At 72.0% G+C, this 14,416-nt stretch carries 12 protein-coding genes; 5 read left to right on the top strand and 7 right to left on the bottom strand.

The window, feature by feature from the left end:
• Positions 1 to 82: 82 nt before the first annotated feature.
• Entirely contained in the window at positions 83 to 1,234 is a 1,152-nt protein-coding gene (locus ACZ6WH_RS14395; RefSeq protein ID WP_469728440.1) for an LLM class flavin-dependent oxidoreductase, read from the top strand.
• Complete coding sequence (locus ACZ6WH_RS14400) at positions 1,231 to 2,598, top strand: MFS transporter (RefSeq protein WP_469728441.1); 1,368 nt, start codon at positions 1,231 to 1,233, stop codon at positions 2,596 to 2,598. Before ACZ6WH_RS14395 ends, ACZ6WH_RS14400 begins: the two co-directional genes overlap by 4 nt.
• A 65-nt stretch (positions 2,599 to 2,663) precedes the next feature.
• Here the strand turns inward: ACZ6WH_RS14400 and ACZ6WH_RS14405 are convergent, their stop codons facing one another.
• The gene (locus ACZ6WH_RS14405) at positions 2,664 to 2,801 is read right to left on the bottom strand and encodes a hypothetical protein (protein WP_362218548.1); all 138 of its coding nucleotides are present in this window, start codon (positions 2,799 to 2,801) and stop codon (positions 2,664 to 2,666) included.
• Positions 2,802 to 3,058: 257 nt separating this feature from the next.
• On the opposite strand from ACZ6WH_RS14405, the gene ACZ6WH_RS14410 reads away from it, so the two are divergent.
• Together ACZ6WH_RS14410 and ACZ6WH_RS14415 are read left to right on the top strand one after the other, a co-directional pair.
• Positions 3,059 to 3,538: an Lrp/AsnC family transcriptional regulator gene (locus tag ACZ6WH_RS14410; protein ID WP_361564452.1), complete on the top strand. Its 480-nt coding sequence runs from the start codon at positions 3,059 to 3,061 to the stop codon at positions 3,536 to 3,538.
• A 24-nt stretch (positions 3,539 to 3,562) separates the two neighbouring features.
• A complete protein-coding gene (locus ACZ6WH_RS14415) occupies positions 3,563 to 4,261 on the top strand; it encodes an HAD family hydrolase (protein ID WP_469728443.1) in 699 nt (232 codons plus the stop codon).
• Here the strand turns inward: ACZ6WH_RS14415 and ACZ6WH_RS14420 are convergent.
• Together ACZ6WH_RS14420 and ACZ6WH_RS14425 are read right to left on the bottom strand one after the other, a co-directional pair.
• Complete coding sequence (locus ACZ6WH_RS14420; protein WP_469728444.1) at positions 4,209 to 5,882, bottom strand: AMP-binding protein; 1,674 nt, start codon at positions 5,880 to 5,882, stop codon at positions 4,209 to 4,211. The genes ACZ6WH_RS14415 and ACZ6WH_RS14420 overlap by 53 nt on opposite strands.
• A 2-nt stretch (positions 5,883 to 5,884) precedes the next feature.
• On the bottom strand, positions 5,885 to 6,646 hold the full coding sequence (locus ACZ6WH_RS14425; RefSeq protein WP_469728447.1) for a TetR/AcrR family transcriptional regulator: 762 nt from the start codon (positions 6,644 to 6,646) through the stop codon (positions 5,885 to 5,887).
• Between the two features lie 76 nt (positions 6,647 to 6,722).
• Between ACZ6WH_RS14425 and ACZ6WH_RS14430 the strand changes: the two genes are divergently transcribed.
• Entirely contained in the window at positions 6,723 to 9,935 is a 3,213-nt protein-coding gene (locus ACZ6WH_RS14430; protein WP_469728449.1) for a carboxyl transferase domain-containing protein, read from the top strand.
• A 41-nt stretch (positions 9,936 to 9,976) separates the two neighbouring features.
• Here ACZ6WH_RS14430 and ACZ6WH_RS14435 read toward each other — a convergent pair whose 3' ends face one another.
• The 4 genes from ACZ6WH_RS14435 to ACZ6WH_RS14450 all read right to left on the bottom strand — a co-directional run bounded on the left by ACZ6WH_RS14435 (position 9,977) and on the right by ACZ6WH_RS14450 (position 14,314).
• Positions 9,977 to 10,435 carry a Pycsar system effector family protein gene (locus tag ACZ6WH_RS14435; RefSeq protein WP_469728451.1) on the bottom strand — a complete coding sequence of 153 codons (459 nt, stop codon included), beginning with the start codon at positions 10,433 to 10,435 and terminating at the stop codon, positions 9,977 to 9,979.
• Between the two features lie 77 nt (positions 10,436 to 10,512).
• Positions 10,513 to 11,409, bottom strand: coding sequence for a hypothetical protein (locus tag ACZ6WH_RS14440; protein WP_469728453.1), 897 nt, complete (start codon positions 11,407 to 11,409; stop codon positions 10,513 to 10,515).
• Positions 11,406 to 13,415 (bottom strand): hypothetical protein, encoded by a 2,010-nt coding sequence (locus ACZ6WH_RS14445; protein ID WP_469728455.1) that lies wholly within the window; start codon positions 13,413 to 13,415, stop codon positions 11,406 to 11,408. The genes ACZ6WH_RS14440 and ACZ6WH_RS14445 overlap by 4 nt, the downstream gene beginning before the upstream one ends.
• A complete protein-coding gene (locus ACZ6WH_RS14450) occupies positions 13,412 to 14,314 on the bottom strand; it encodes a hypothetical protein (protein ID WP_469728457.1) in 903 nt (300 codons plus the stop codon). Before ACZ6WH_RS14450 ends, ACZ6WH_RS14445 begins: the two co-directional genes overlap by 4 nt.
• Positions 14,315 to 14,416: the final 102 nt, after the last annotated feature.

Below are 14,416 nucleotides of genomic sequence, written 5' to 3' on the forward strand. Positions count from 1 at the left end.
TTCCGCGGCACCTCGTCACGCACCCCGCCGGGCCATCGTGCCCTGCTCGGGGCGTGATCCGCCGCCCTTCCCCGGAGTCCTCATGTCTGCTCTGACGTTCCACTGGTTCCTGCCCACGACCGGTGACAGCCGGCACATCGTCGGCGGCGGTCACGGTTCCACCCCCGGCACCGCCGGCGGGGACCGCCCCGCCTCGATCGAGTACCTGGGCCAGATCGCCCGGACCGCCGAGCAGCTCGGCTTCGTGGGGGCGCTGACGCCGACGGGTGCGTGGTGCGAGGACGCCTGGCTGACGACGGCGATGCTCACCCAGGTCACCGAGCGGCTGAAATTCCTGGTCGCCTTCCGGCCCGGCCAGATCAGCCCGACGCTGTCGGCACAGATGGCCGCGACGTACCAGCGGCAGTCGCACGGCCGGCTGCTGCTCAACGTCGTGACCGGCGGCGAGTCGGCGGAGCAGCGCGCGTACGGCGACTTCCTCGACAAGGACCAGCGGTACGCGCGCACCGGCGAGTTCCTGGACATCGTGCGGCGGCTGTGGGACGGGGAGACGGTCGACCACCACGGCGAGCACCTGCGGGTCGAGGGCGCGAAGCTGAACCGGCTGCCGGACCCGGTGCCGCGTGTCTACTTCGGTGGTTCGTCGCCCGCTGCGGGCGAGGTGGCGGCGCGGTACACCGATGTGTACCTGACCTGGGGCGAGCCGCCGCAGCAGGTGAAGCAGAAGATCGACTGGGTGCGTTCGCTGGCCGCCGCGCAGGGTCGCGAGGTGCGGTTCGGCATCCGGCTGCACACCATCAGCCGGGACACCTCGGAGCAGGCGTGGGCCGAGGCCGGGCGGCTGCTGCAGGGCATGGACCCGGAGCGCATCAAGGCGGTGCAGCAGGGGCTGGCGACGAGCGAGTCCGAGGGCCAGCGCCGGATGCGCGAACTGCACGGCAGCGGGTCCACCGACGAGCTGGAGATCTACCCCAACCTGTGGGCCGGTGTCGGGCTGGTCCGCGGCGGCGCCGGGACGGCGCTGGTGGGCAGCCACTCCGAGGTCGCGAACCTGATCGAGGAGTACGCCCGGCTCGGCATCGAGGAGTTCGTGCTCTCCGGTGTGCCGCACCTGGAGGAGGCGTACTGGTTCGGCGAGGGCGTGCTGCCGCTGCTGGAGAAGCGCGGGCTGTGGCAGCACCCGGCCGGCCCGCGCACGACCGAGGCGGGCATCGTCCCGTTCGCCGGCCGATGAGCCCCGCTTCCGCGCCCGCGCAGGCGCCACCGCACTCCCCCGAAGGGCAGGAGGAGGCGCCCGCCTCGCGGCTGCGGACGGTGGTGCTCGCCAGCCTGCTGGGCACCACCGTCGAGTGGTACGACTTCTTCCTGTACGCCACGGCTGCCGGGCTGGTCTTCGACAAGCTGTTCTTTCCGGTGGCGAACGGCACGGTCGGCACGATGCTGTCGTTCGCGACGTTCGCCGTCGGGTTCGTCGCCCGTCCCGTGGGCGGCCTGCTCTTCGGGCACATCGGCGACCGGATCGGCCGCAAGCGGACCCTCGCCTTCACCATGGGCCTGATGGGCGTCTCCACCTCGCTCATCGGCCTGCTGCCCACGTATCAGCAGGTCGGCATCCTCGCCCCGGCGTTGCTCCTGGTGCTGCGCGTCGCGCAGGGCGTGGCGCTGGGCGGCGAGTGGGCGGGGGCCGTGCTGCTGGCCGTGGAGTACGGGCCCGAGGGCCGCAAGGGCCGGTTCGGCAGCTATCCGCAGATCGGGCTGGCGCTCGGCCTGGCGCTGGGCACCGGGGTGTTCGCGCTCCTCAACAACGTGCTCAGCGACGCGGCGTTCCTCGGGTACGGCTGGCGGGTCGCCTTCCTGATCAGTCTGGTACTGGTCGGTGTCGGGCTGGCCGTCCGGCTGAAGATCGACGAGACCCCGGCGTTCCGCGCGGTGCGCCGGCTCCGGGAACTGCCGCACTCGGCGCCGCTGGTGGAGGTGGTGCGCGAGAAGGCCGCCCGGCGGCACGTGCTGCTCGGCATGCTGGCGCGGTGGGGCGAGGGCGCCGCCTTCAACACCTGGGGCGTCTTCGCCATCACCTACGCGACGGGGACGCTGGCGCTGGACCGTACGGCGGTGCTGCTCGCGGTGACGGCCGCGGCTCTGGTGATGGCCGTACTGATTCCGGTGTCCGGAGCGGCGGTCGACCGGCTGGGCGCGCGCCGCGTCTACCTCGTCGGCATGGGTGCGTTCGCCGTCTCGGTGTTCCCGGCGTTCTGGCTCTTCGGCACGGGCGGGGCGTGGGCCTTCGCGGTGGCGCTCCTGGTCACCCTCGGCCTCGTGCACGCCTCGTTCTACGGAGCCCAAGGCACGCTGTTCGCGGCGCTGTTCGCCACTCCGGTGCGGTACACGGGCATGTCGTTCGTCTACCAGATGTCCGGCATCTTCGCGTCCGGCATCACCCCCCTGATCATGACGGCGCTGCTGGCCCTGGGCTCGGGCACCCCCTGGCTCGCCTGCGGCTACCTGGCGCTGACGGGGCTGGTGAGCATGTGGGCGACCAGCCGGCTGCGGGAGCCGGAGCTGCACATCCCGACCGGGCGGGCGCTCGCCGCCGGTTAGCCCCCGGCAGTACCGGGACGACCGGCACGCACAGGCCTGAGACGCGACCTGCGCTGCCGGTCGTCTCAGGCCGCTGCCATCGCCGCGTCCGTGCGGTACTTCCGTACGTAGGCGGTGCAGAGTTCCATGACGACCTTGGTGATGATCACCTCGGCGATGGCGAGACCGGCTTTCGCCAGCACCGCGCAGAGCAACTCTCCCACCGAGATCACACTCCTGTTCGATTCTGTCCGCGCGGCTCCCCGGACGGGGCCGCGTCGGCCGCTCCTTCATCCCTGCCCTGTCGAGGTGACGGAAGGGTGACTTTCGGCGAACGCAGAGTGACGCTCGGGTGAACTGATGTTCGGGCGATCAGCGGTCCCGCGACCCCCGCCGTCGCATACCGGCGCGGCACACCGCAGACTGGAGACCGGCGGCCGACCGGCCCGCACCCGCACCGCCCGTAAGGAGCCCGTCCCCCATGGCCGTGGACGCACTCGACGCCCGGATCCTCCGGCTGCTGCTCGAACAGCCGCGGACGAGCGTGCGCGAGTACGCGCGCATCCTCGGCGTCGCCCGCGGCACGGTGCAGGCCCGCCTGGACCGGCTGGAGCGGGACGAGGTGATCACGGCGTACGGGCCGCGGCTGTCCCCCGCCGCGCTCGGCCACCCCGTCACCGCCTTCGCGCACATCGAGGTCACCCAGGGCCACCTGGAAGAGGTCGCGGCGCTGCTGGCCGAGGTGCCGCAGATCATCGAGGCGTTCTCGACCACGGGCGGCGGCGACCTGCTGGCAAAGGTGGTGGCACGCGACGCGGCCCACCTGGAGGACGTGATCCAGCGGCTGATCAACATGCCGGGAGTGGTGCGGACCCGGACGGAGGTGGCGCTCCGCGAGCGCGTGCCGCACCGGCTGCTGCCGCTCGTGGAGGACGTGGGCGGGGCTGCGGCGGCGCGCTGACCGCGGGCTTGGCATGCTGGGGGCATGAGCACCGACCCCTCCCGCACCCCCGTCGTCTTCGACCTCGACGGCACCCTCGTCGACAGTGAACCCCACTACTACGAAGCCGGGCGGCGGCTGCTGGCCCGGTACGGGGTCACCGGCTTCACCTGGGAACACCACGCCCGGTTCATCGGCATCGGGACGCGCGAGACGCTGGAGATCCTCAAGGCGGAGTACGGGATCGAGGCTCCGGTGTCGGAGCTGCTGGCCGGGAAGAACGAGATCTACCTGGAGTTGGCAGGGGCGAACACCGTGGTCTTCCCGGAGATGCGTGCCTTCGTGGAGCAGTTGCACGCGGCCGGGCACCCGCTCGCGGTGGCGTCCGGTTCGTCGCGGGCCGCGATCGACGCCGTGCTGAAGGGCACGGACCTGGACACATGGCTGTCCACGCGGGTGTCGGCCGAGGAGGTGGAGCACGGCAAGCCCGCGCCCGACGTCTTCCTGGAGGCGGCCCGGCGGCTGGCGGTGGCGCCGGAGAGCTGCGTGGTGCTGGAGGACGCCCCGCCCGGTGCCGAGGCCGCGCGCCGCGCCGGCATGGGCTGCATCGCGATCCCGTACGTGGCGGAGACCGCGGGGGACCCGGCGTTCGAGGGCGCCGGGCTCCTCTTCAGCGGCGGTCAGCGGGAGTTCACGGCACAGGCCGCGTACGCCTGGCTCGCTCGGCGAGCTCCGTCTTCCTGATCTTGCCGGTGGCGGTGAGCGGCAGATCGTCCGTCAGCTCGATGGCGGGCAGTTTGTAGGCGGCCATCGACGCGCCCGCCCACTCCCCCAGCGCTGCGGCGGTGAGCGTGCTGCCGGGGACGGTACGCACGTACGCGTACGGGCGCTGGCCGCGCCGTTCGTCCGGTACGGCCACGACGGCCGCGGCCAGCACCTCCGGATGGCGCCCGAGCAGGGTCTCCACCTCCGTCGGGAAGACGCTCATGCCGTTGACCTTGATCATGTCCTTGTCGCGGCCGAGGTAGACCAGACAGCCCTCCTCGTCGAGGGAGCCGATGTCGCCGGTGTGCAGCCAGCCTCCCCCGGACCCGGCTTCGTTCGACCGCAGTGCCGCAGCGGTGGCCTCGGGCGCGCGCCAGTAGCGGGTCAGCACGGACGGGCCGCGGACGACGATCTCGCCGCGCTCGCCGAGCGGCAGCGGCTCACCGGTCGCGAAGTCCACGACCATGATGTCCGTGCCGGGCACCGGCAGCCCGCAGAAGGTGGGCTCGCCGAGCAGGTCGCGGTCGCCGTCCTGGAAGCCGAGGGTGGAGGTGTCGCTGGTGTGCGTCTCGGTCATGCCGTACGAGGCCTCGCGCAGCACGCTGTGGCCGCCCACAGCGCGGCGCCACCGGTCGCGCACCTCGGGGGTGAGCTTGCGGATGAAGGAGACGGTGAGCGGCGCGGTGAAGGCGGACAGATCGCGCGTGGCGAGGTCCGGGCGGTCGAGGAGTTCGAGGTAGTTCTCGACCGTGCCGGCCATCGTGGCGACCCGGTACCGCTCCAGCCCGTCCAGGACGGCGGCCGGGTCCCAGCGCGCGAGCAGCACACTCGTGCCGCCGGAGACGAGCGGCGCGAGGATGCCGAGGTTCTCCCCCGCGATCCAGAAGACCGGCAGGTAGCAGAGGGAGACGATGCCGTCGGGGGCCGGTTCGAGAGCGCGCCCCGAGTCGATGGCCGTGGCCGTGTAGACCATGTGCCGCTGAGTGTGTTCGCAGCCCTTGGGCATGCCCGTGGTGCCGCCGGTGTAGTTGAGGGCGGCGAGCGCGTCCGGGTCGTCGGCGATGCTGCCGTGCGGGGCGTGCGCGAGGGCGTCGTGCCAGTCGTCGGTGTCGGCGAGCAGCACCTCGCGCACCGGAGTGTCGGCGCGTATCTCCTCGACGGCCGCGGCCAGTTCGGTACGGGAGACGACCAGGCAGGCGCCGGAGTCGGCCAGTTCGTGGCGGAGTTCGGCGGCCTTGAACATGGGGTTGACCGGTACGTGGACCGCGCCCAGGCGGAGCACGGCGAGCATCGCGATCAGGAACTGCGGGCAGTTGGGGAGGTGGACACCGACGCGGTCCCCTGGCCGTACCCCGTGCGCGGCCAGCCACCCGGCCAGCCGGTCGGCGGCCTCGTCCAGCTCCCGGTAGGTCGTCTCCCGGCCCTCGAAGACGAGGGCCGTGCGGTCGGGGGCGACGGTCGCCCAGTGGTGCACATGGCCGGGCACGGTCCGCTCGCCGGCCCGCGGCCGGACGGCGGAGGACTGCCGGCCGCTGCGGGCCCGGTCCTGCCGGGTACGGAGATCGGTCAGGTAGTGCTCGATACGCGTCGCGCGGCTCACTGCTACTCCTCCGGTATCGCCTGGTGTCCCTCGTCGTGCGGCGGTGCGCTGCGCTGCCGCGGCGCCGGTCCCCGGACGCCCAGCAGATGCAGGTACATGGCGGTGACCTCGCGTACGGCGGACTCGTACGCGGCCGGGTCCTCGGCGACCAGCCGGGCGAACTGCACGCTCATCCCGCCCACCGCGCGGGCCACCGCCGACGGGCCGGTCACGGGCGTCAGCTCGCCCGCCTCGGTCAGGCGGCGGATGTAGCGGGCGGTACGGCGGGTGGGCCGCTCGCCGATCTCCCGCCACAGCTCGGCCAGTTCCGGGTCGCCCTGCGCCTGCTGCTCGATCAGCCGCAGCAGCGGGAGGTGGCCGGCGTACGCCTCGATGAAGGCGGCGGTGGAGTCGTACGCGACCGCGCGGACGTCGTCCGGATCGGTGTCCGGCACCTCTTGAGCGGCGAGGAAGGCGTCCCGCACCCGCACGGCGAGCACCCGGAAGATCTCTTCCTTGGACGCGAAGTAGACGTAGAAGCCGGCCCGGGACAGTTCGGCCTCGGCGGCGATGTCGGCGATGGTGGCGGGGCCGTAGCCGCGGCGCGCGAAGACCGCCTCCGCGGCGTCCAGCAGCCGGTGCCGCACGGGCGTGTCACTGCGGTCGCGGGCCGTACGGGTCGCCCACGGCCGGTGTCCACGCGCGGCCGGCCGCCCGGACTCCTCCGGCCGGTCGCGCTCCGACGCCTGCCGGGGTGCGGATGCGGACTGCTCTCTGCCTGCCACGCCTCGACCATATTGACGTTGACGCCAATGTCAATGACCATGACAGCCGCCGTCTCAGCGTGGAGGTGCTCGCTCAATGGGGTCAGCCGTGCTCATCGCCAATCGCGGGGAGATCGCCGTGCGGGTGGCGCGCGCCGCCGCCGCGGCCGGACTGCGCAGCGTCGCGGTGTACGCCGAGGACGACGCGGCGTCCCCGCACGTCCGCCTCGCCGACGAGGCACATCCGCTGCCCGGCTCCGGCCCCGCCGCCTACCTGGACGCGAAAGCCCTGCTCTCGGCCGCGCGAAACACCAACAGTGCCTACGTGCACCCCGGTTACGGCTTCCTCAGCGAGGACGCCGGCTTCGCGCGGGCCTGCGCCGAGGCGGGCACGGTCTTCGTCGGCCCCTCCCCCGAGGTGCTCGGCCTCTTCGGCGACAAGGCGCGCGCCCGGGACCTCGCACGGTCCCTCGGCGTACCGGTACTGCCGGGCACCAGCGGCCCGACCACCCTCGACGAGGCCCGCGCGTTCCTGACCGACGGCCCGGGCGCCGGCGGCCCGGTGATGGTCAAGGCGCTCGGCGGGGGCGGCGGCCGCGGCATGCGCGTGGCGCGGGACGCCGCCGAGCTGACCGAGGCCTGGGAACGCTGCCGCTCGGAGGCCGAACAGGGCTTCGGCCGCGGCGACCTGTACGTCGAGCGGCTGCTCACGGGCGCCCGCCACATCGAAGTACAGGTCATCGGCGACGCCACCGGCGCGGTCACCCACGTCTGGGAACGGGACTGCTCGGCCCAGCGCCGCCACCAGAAACTCATCGAGATCGCCCCCGCGCCCGCACTGCCCACGAGCGTCCGCGACCAGCTCCTGGAGTGCGCGACCCGCATGGCCCGCGAGGTGGGCTACACCGGGCTCGGCACTTTCGAATTCCTCGTCCGGGACGGCGAGTTCCACTTCCTGGAGGCCAACCCCCGCCTCCAGGTCGAACACACCGTCACCGAAGAGGTGACGGGCATGGACCTGGTCGACGCACAGCTGCGCCTCGCATCCGGCGCCACACTCGCCGACCTCGGACTGACCGACGGCCCGCCCCCGCCCCGCGGCTACGCCGTACAGGCGCGGGTGAACGCCGAGGTCACCACCCGGGACGGCACGGTACGCGGCTCGGCCGGTACGCTCACCCGCTTCGAGGTCCCGACCGGCCCCGGCGTCCGCGTCGACACGGGGGCATGCGGCGGCCTGACCGTCGGCGCGCGCTACGACCCCCTGCTGGCAAAGGTCATCACCCGCGTCCCCGCACCGGACTTCACCACGGCCTGCGAACGGACCCGGCAGGCCCTCGCCGAATTCACCGTGGCGGGCGTACACACCGGAATCCCCCTGCTCCGGGCGGTGCTGGGACACCCGGAGTTCGCGGCAGGCAACACCCACACGTCCTGGGTGACGGACCACCTGCCCGAACTGCTCACCGAGGAAGACGCCCCGCCGGCCGCGGGGGACGGCGACGACAAGGAAGGAGCGGTCGTAGCGCCCATGGCGGGCACCGTCATCACCGTGGACGTGACACCCGGCGAGACCGTACAGGCAGGTGACCAGCTCCTCGTCCTCGAAGCGATGAAGATGGAGCACGTCGTGACGGCCCCGACCGCCGGGATCGTACGCACTGTACGGGCCGCGGTCGGCGACACGGCTCCCGAAGGGCAACCCCTGGTGGTCCTCGAACCGGCCACGGGCGGCGCCACCGAGGAGACGGAGACGGCTGAGGCCGACCCGGACACCATCCGCCCCGACCTGGCCGAGGCCCTGGCGCGGCACGCGGTCGGACTGGACGCCCAGCGCCCGGAGGCGGTGGCAAAACGACACGCGCTCGGCCGCCGCACCGCACGCGAGAACATCGACGACCTCTGCGACGAGGGCAGCTTCACGGAGTTCGGCGCACTGGCGATCGCGGCACAACGCCGGCGCCGCTCCCTCGACGACCTGATCGCCTCGACCCCGGCCGACGGCATGGTCACCGGCACCGGAACGGTCGACGGCGCACCCTGCGTGGCGATGTCGTACGACTACACCGTGCTGGCAGGCACACAGGGACACAACAACCACCGCAAGACCGACCGCCTGCTGAGCGTGGCCGAACAACGCCGCCTGCCCGTCGTCCTGTTCGCGGAAGGCGGCGGCGGCCGCCCCGGCGACACCGACACCTCCTCCATCGCGGGCCTGGACATCATGACGTTCCACCAGATGGGCAGGCTGAGCGGCCTCGTCCCCCTGATCGGCATCGCCTCCGGCCGCTGCTTCGCGGGCAACGCGGCGCTGCTGGGCTGCTGCGACGTGGTGATCGCCACGCCCGAGGCGTCGATCGGTATGGGCGGCCCGGCGATGATCGAGGGCGGCGGCCTCGGCTCGTACGCCCCCGAGGAGGTCGGCCCGCTCTCCGTCCAGGTGCCCAACGGCGTCGTGGACATCCCCGTCGCGGACGAGGCCGAAGCGGTCCGGACCGCCAAACGCTACCTCTCCTACTTCCACGGCCCCACCGAGAACTGGACGGCCCCCGACCCCCGCCTCCTGCGCCACACCGTCCCCGAGAACCGACGCCGCGCCTACCCTGTCCGCCAGGTCATCGACGGCCTGGCCGACACCGACTCGGTCCTGGAACTACGATCCGGCTTCGGCACGGGCGTGGTGACCGCACTCGTCAGGGTGGCGGGCCGCCCGATGGGTCTCCTCGCCAACAACCCACAACACCTCGGCGGTGCCATCGACCGCGACGCCGCCGACAAGGCCGCCCGCTTCCTCCAGCTCTGCGACGCCTTCGGCCTGCCGGTCCTCGCCCTCTGCGACACCCCCGGCTTCATGGTCGGCCCCGACGCCGAACGCGACGCCACCGTACGGCACTTCGCCCGCCTCTTCGTCACCGGCGCCAACCTCCGCGTCCCCGTCGTCTCCCTCATCCTCCGCAAGGCGTACGGCCTCGGCGCGATGGCCATGATGGGCGGCTCCACCCGCGCCCCCCTCGCCACCGCCGCCTGGCCGACCGGCGAACTCGGCGGCATGGGTCTGGAGGGCGCCGTCCGCCTCGGCTACCGCAAGGAACTGGAAGCCATCCCAGACCCGGCCGCCCGCCAACACGCCTTCGACTCCCGCGTGGCGGAACTCTACGACCACGGCAAGGCGGTCAACGCGGCAGCCGCCCTGGAACTCGACGCAGTCATCGACCCGGCAACCTCCCGCGACTGGGTAACCTCGGCCCTGACGGGCTACCGCCCGGCGGAACTGTCGGAGCGGGGGCGGGGGTTCGTGGATACGTGGTGAGGGGGGGCTGGATTCGGCTCACGTACCGGGCCGGTCTCGCTTCAGCCCGGTGCGAGTGCCAGGAGCATGGCGGTGACCGCCGGAAGGAGCAGCAGCACGGCCCACCGCACATACATGTTCTTGATGTGCGCGATCCGGCTGGTTCCGGTCAGCGCTCGGGACAATCGTGCCTGCGGATCACATCCGTCGAGCCGCAGGGCCGCTGACAGCTCTGCCCGGCTCTCGGCCCGCACCACGTCTTCGTAGTACGCCAGGACCTGCGCGCTGCCGCGCAACGTGACCCCCCGACGCGGTACCAGGGCCATCAAGAGCAGCAACAGCGCACCGGTCGCGCCGATGACCGCCGCCCACCACAACGGGAGCGTCCACGAGGTGTCCACCGGGCGGCGCATAAGGAGCAGGCCGAGCAATGAGCCGCCGGTCGCGAGCAGCACGGATGCCTTACCGTCGGCCCGGCCGATCTCGGTGTGGTTCTGGGCGATCAGTTCGCGAGTCAGCACCGGTACGTCCGCCCCGCTCACGGGCGGGGGCCGGCGCCTCGTTCCTGTCAGGGGGCCGAACAACGACTCCACGCACGTCACCGGGGCCCCCGGTGCGTCCCGTTCACTCCGGTGTGCTGTTCGCCCTCCAACCGCTGGAGAATCTCTGTGCCTTGCGGTATCCGCACCTCCTGCAGCACCTGCGCGATGCGGACACCGACGAAACCCCGGTCCGCCTCGGTCAACCCCTGGAGGGCGGCGGCCAGTGTGCGCTCCCAGCCGTCCTCGTCGGCGAGCAGACCCTGGTGAACCACCGTCCACTCCAGGACATCCTTCGCCTGATCGGGATGGTGCAGGAGCCAGAGTGCGGCCAGGCCGACCGGTCCGCCCGCGACCACCTCCCGATAGAAGCCGTACGCCTCGCGGTGCGCCTCGCCCCAGGCAGCGGGCAGGACGGGCAGTGCTCCAGGGGCCGGGGCGCCCACGGCCTCCGGTGGAGCCTCCAGGAACCGGTAGGTGAGACCCGCCGTCGCGATCGTGTGTTCCTGCCGATACGGACCGACCGGAACGGTCCCGTATTCCGGCGGTGGCTGTTTGAGGAGGTCGAGCCGTGCGGGCACACTGCCGTGCTCCGCGATGTGCGCGGCGATCAGCTGGGTCGCGTTCTCCTCCGTGACCTGCTGTCGAGCTACCACGACCGGGTCACTCACCCACCACCGCACTGTGTATCGCGAGGTACCGTTCCCCGCGTGTACATCGGCCCAAGAGGTCCGCTCGGCGAGGGAGACCCACGAAGCGTGCGAGAAGCCGCCGTGCCTGATCTCGCGCAGTGACGGGCGCGCGTACTTCCACGTGCTGCCGTTACGAGGCGGCTCCACCCGGTCCGTGCCCACCGAGGCGAGATATACCAGGGCGCGTTCCGTGCAGGCGCCGAAACGCTGCCGCAGCAGGCTCAGTACGGGGGAATTGGCCGGGGCGACCAGCGGTTCCGTCATGACGTACTCCGATCCGTCAGCGTCGCCGACCGACGCCGGTAGCGGGTGAGCAGGAAGCGGACGACGCCGCGGTGGTCGTCCGCGAGGGCCGGCAGTTCGGCGAGGAACTCGTCGAATCGGGAGCGGCGTCGCAGCGCCGCGTCCCCTTCGATGTCCGACAGTCCCTTGACCGCCTCCTCATACGTGGCGTCATCATCGAGCGCCGTTGCCACCAGGTGGCGGGCGAGAAGGGGAAATTCGCCCATCACCTCGGCTAGCCCCACCCGGTGCGTACCGGGCCGGTTGACCTCCGGGAAGGCCGTGCGGCAGAGGGAAGCGAGGGCATACGCGGCGTACGAGTGGTGCAGTGTGCCGCTCCCGGCCGTCAGCCAGGTCACCAGCCAGTCGAGGACGCGCGGCCGATTGGCCTCCTCCTTGAGCAGCACGCCGAGCGCGAAGGAGACCGCGGTGCGCAGCTTGCGCTCCATTCCGTCGCCCGGACCGTCGAGCACGGCGTTCAGGAGTCTCATGGCGGCCTCGGGCCGTGCCAGGCCATAGCTGCCAGCGCAGGTTTCGGCGACCGTGCACCGCAGGTTCACGTCGCGCAGTCTGCTCCACTGCCGCAGCTGTTCATGGACCGCCGCGGCCAGCTCCGCGTGCTGGGCGACTTCACCGAGCGCGTAGGCCGCCAGCCGCCGTCGCCACCGTTCGTTCGCCGCGGCGAACGGCTGCATCTGGCGCAGCGCCGCCGGCCCGGTCGCATACGTCAGGACCTGGCCGATCGCACGGCCCGAGACCAGGTCGACCCCTGGCTGGTACGAGAGGGTGTCCAGTCCCTGCCGCAGCACGTCGGCGGCGCCTTCGTACTCCAGCCAGAGGTGCCGCAGTACCGCCTCGGCCCGGTGCCTGCCGTGAAAGGCGACGGGCTGCTCCCGGTAGCGGTACCGGTACCGGGAGGCAAGGCGCGGGGCCAGTGTCCGGGCCCCGATCTTCGCGAGGCGTTTGTCGAAGGCGGGGCCGAGGAAGTCCGGCTGTTCCGGCCTGCCGGGAGCCACGGCCTCCCCCACTGCCCGCTCCCCGAACAAGGGGCGCAAGGTGGCGGTGAGCTGTTCTATGACCGTGCGGTCCTGATTCTCCAGCAGCGCGACAGCGGCGATGAGGGCAAGGCCGTCCGCGCTGTGCCGGACGCTTTCCAGGGCTTCACGGGCGGCGGGCAGGCTGCCGAGCCGCAGGTTCTCCAGTGCGGTGTCGGCCGGCCGGCCCGATACCACCACCCCTTTGAGTTCTTGGGCCAGATCGGCCGCCACAGCGGGCAGGAGGCCGGCGCTGAGGTACTCGGTGAATTCGGGTGTGGACAGGTGCGCCAGGGCAACCGACAGTTGGCCGGTGGTGATCTCGTCCTCTCCGGCCATCGCCCGGAGTTGTGCCGCTGCGACGTCGTGCGGGTTCGGCGGACGGTGTTCCGCCTGCCACTCCTTGGTGTCGGGCCGCAGGAAGACCTCCTCCCCCACGATGACCACGAGGCTCGCCGACGCTCCCTTCAGTTGGTCGGTCAGGGTCATGAGAGGGACCTCACCGAGGCTGTCCGCACGTTCCTGCGACAGGCCCTGGATCAGGTACCCGCGCCCGGCCTCCGGTTTCCACGTGTCCAGAGCGACGGACGGATCGAGGCCGGCGATGGCGTCGACGCCATGTCGTGCGGCCAGCAGCGCGAATGCGGCCGTGGTGGAGCCCGTACCGCTCTCGGCCCGCAGCAGCAACACACTGCTGCGAAGAACATGCCTGCAGCGCCCGTACGAGGGCGGCTCCGTGAACCCGCGAAGTCGCCGCTCGACATCCTCCCGGGGGTAGGGCCCCTCGCGGAATGCGGGCGGGACGACGTCTTCCGCGGCGGGGTCCTCCTCCCGCGGGTCGCCAATCACGATGGAGACGTTGCCGCCGACGCTCCCCATGATGGCGAGTCCCTGGTCGACGCGCTGACGGTTGCCCTCGAACCCGCCGGCCCGGTCGTCCGGCCCGTCGCTCACCGGTGCTCTCCCGAGCCGCCGACGTGCTTGTCGCCCGAGACGTTGTCGCCGCCGCCCCAGTGCTGGTTCTCGGCCCGGTAGGTGGTGGAACGGCCGGTGTAGGTGAAGTTGCCCGCCACGTCGCCCATCACGGCGGCGCCCTCCTCGACGTGCTGCGCGTTGTCGCGGTACCGCGTCGTCTCCGAGGGTGCGCTCTGCCCGCCCGGCTCCTCAGCGGTCGCCCCGGTGGATTCCTCCCCTGCCGGCATCCCGGCCTGCACGAGGTTCCCGGAAGGCGACGGGATGTAGAGCCATGCCTGCTGCGCGAACGCCTTGCCCTCGACGGTGGCGGGCACTTCCACACAGCGGTCGGGGTGCAGGCCGGTGTAGCCGCTGAGCACCACGTCTTCGTAGACCCGCTGGGAGATGACGGCGGCCAGGTGGGTGGTCTGCTCGCTGGCGGCGGCCAGGATCGCCTTTACCGGGCGCGAGTCCAGGAGCCGGTGCGTGTCGTTGCGGGCTGTGCCGTTGCCGTCGCCCGGCTCCCCCGAGTCCGGCAGCGGTCCGACGTGGACGCTGGCCCGCAGCCGGATGCGCGGCCCGAGGGTCTGCTGGTTGTACCCGCCGAGTACGTTGTCCAGGACGTACAGGAACGGCCAGAGGACAAACGGAAGGTGCAGGGGGTCAAAGCCGAACACCACACCGTCGCCGGTGTTGGCCGGGAACCTCTTGGCGTCCTTGAGGTCTTGCAGGCCGGCCCGTTCCAGGGCGCTGTCGACGAGCTCTGGGATCAGCCGGCTGACTGCCCCGTGCTGCACGGCGGGGAGGCCGGTGAAGTCCTTGGCGTCCACCGCGAACAGGGCCCGGTAGGGCGGGAGCGGTCGGCTCTGGGCATGGGGCACGGGCATGGGAGTGGACATGCGCGGTCTCCTCGGTCGTTGACGGATGCGGATCGACCACCACCGGTGAGTGGCTGGTCATGAGCATCCGTGAGTGCCCGGGACGCGAATGCACAACGCAGG

The sequence above is a fragment of the Streptomyces sp. NPDC050806 genome, assembly GCF_055586425.1.

Bases quoted from the DNA above. Each gene is read 5' to 3' on its own strand.
- ACZ6WH_RS14395 (WP_469728440.1), top strand. From the start codon at position 83: ATGTCTGCTCTGACGTTCCACTGGTTCCTGCCCACGACCGGTGACAGC.
- ACZ6WH_RS14400 (WP_469728441.1), top strand. From the start codon at position 1,231: ATGAGCCCCGCTTCCGCGCCCGCGCAGGCGCCACCGCACTCCCCCGAA.
- ACZ6WH_RS14410 (WP_361564452.1), top strand. From the start codon at position 3,059: ATGGCCGTGGACGCACTCGACGCCCGGATCCTCCGGCTGCTGCTCGAA.
- ACZ6WH_RS14415 (WP_469728443.1), top strand. From the start codon at position 3,563: ATGAGCACCGACCCCTCCCGCACCCCCGTCGTCTTCGACCTCGACGGC.
- ACZ6WH_RS14430 (WP_469728449.1), top strand. From the start codon at position 6,723: ATGGGGTCAGCCGTGCTCATCGCCAATCGCGGGGAGATCGCCGTGCGG.
- ACZ6WH_RS14440 (WP_469728453.1), bottom strand. From the start codon at position 11,409: ATGACGGAACCGCTGGTCGCCCCGGCCAATTCCCCCGTACTGAGCCTG.
- ACZ6WH_RS14450 (WP_469728457.1), bottom strand. From the start codon at position 14,314: ATGTCCACTCCCATGCCCGTGCCCCATGCCCAGAGCCGACCGCTCCCG.